Origin of the sequence: Flavobacterium sp. (assembly GCF_040382755.1) — a bacterium.
Lineage (GTDB): Bacteria > Bacteroidota > Bacteroidia > Flavobacteriales > Flavobacteriaceae > Flavobacterium.
Genome location: NZ_JBEIET010000294.1, coordinates 1 through 1,117, shown reverse-complemented (window position 1 = coordinate 1,117; position 1,117 = coordinate 1). Strand labels below are relative to the sequence as shown.

General features: G+C 32.2%; 2 protein-coding genes. One reads left to right on the top strand and one right to left on the bottom strand.

What is annotated here, in order from left to right:
- Window positions 1–708, top strand: a 708-nt coding sequence (locus ABWO04_RS12095; RefSeq protein WP_353079929.1) for a prolipoprotein diacylglyceryl transferase, incomplete at its 5' end; no start/stop codon positions are given.
- Between the two features lie 61 nt (window positions 709–769).
- Here ABWO04_RS12095 and ABWO04_RS12090 read toward each other — a convergent pair.
- Window positions 770–1,117 (bottom strand): hypothetical protein (locus ABWO04_RS12090; RefSeq protein ID WP_353079928.1); only part of this gene is annotated, 348 nt, incomplete at its 5' end.

The following is a 1,117-nucleotide window of genomic DNA, read 5'->3' as shown; positions in this document are numbered from 1 at the left end:
GAATTATTCTCACAAGACCCTTTAAGTGTTTTATTACCTATAAGCACAAAACCAGAATTACATTTTACAGGTTTTAGTGGATTAGCCAGTCATGGTGCAGCAATAGCTATTATTGTTACGATGTATTACATAAAAACAAAAGTGCTACAACGTCCGTTATTGTGGATTTTAGATAGAATTGTAATTCCTGTTGCATCAGGAGCCGTTTTTATTCGTTTAGGAAACTTTATGAATTCTGAAATTTTTGGAAAAGAAACATCAAAAGACGCTTTTATGGCTATGAAATTTGTAAAAGGTGAAGATAATTTGCCGCCGCAAGTAGCCTCGCAATTAACAAATATACCAGACGGAACGCAAGCGTATAATGCGATTGCAAAAGATGTTCAGTTTAAAGGTATTTTGGACAAAATTCCTTACAGATATCCAGCACAATTATTTGAAGCTATATTATATGTGCCCGTATTTTTCATATTGTTTTATATGTATTGGAGAACGGATGCCAGAAACAAACCAGGTTTATTATGTGGAACATTTTTAGTGTTACTTTGGTCGGTTCGTTTCTTTGTGGAATTTGTAAAAGACAGTCAAGGTGGCTTTGAAGAATACCCAATGTTCAATGCCTTATCAACCGGTCAATGGTTAAGTATTCCTTTTATTATTTTGGGATTCTATTTCATTTATGCTTCTCAAAAGAAAAAGGTTATCTAATACTATTATACAGAAATAAAAAAAGGCAAACTCTAAATTAGATGTTTGCCTTTTTTTGTTTTTATCCTCTAAATTTCCATTCAAATTCGTCTTTATCATTGATGATTGCACCAATTTCTACTTCAACTATTTCGTCATAATCGACGTGGAAAAACAACCAATTGTCTTCGTTAAAATAAATATCAATCCCTTCTTCTGAATCTTTTTCAAACTTGGTGATTTTGTTTAGTGCTAAATCGCCATTTACTAAATCCCATACTTTATTTATAATGGTCGTTCCAAATAATTTAATGTCTGGATGTGTAGTCGTAATATAGCCCAATTTCATGTCTTCCTCAATATAAAACGTCAACTTCATACGTTCTTTGTTATACACATAAATCGTATTGTTTTCGTCGTCTGTAAACGT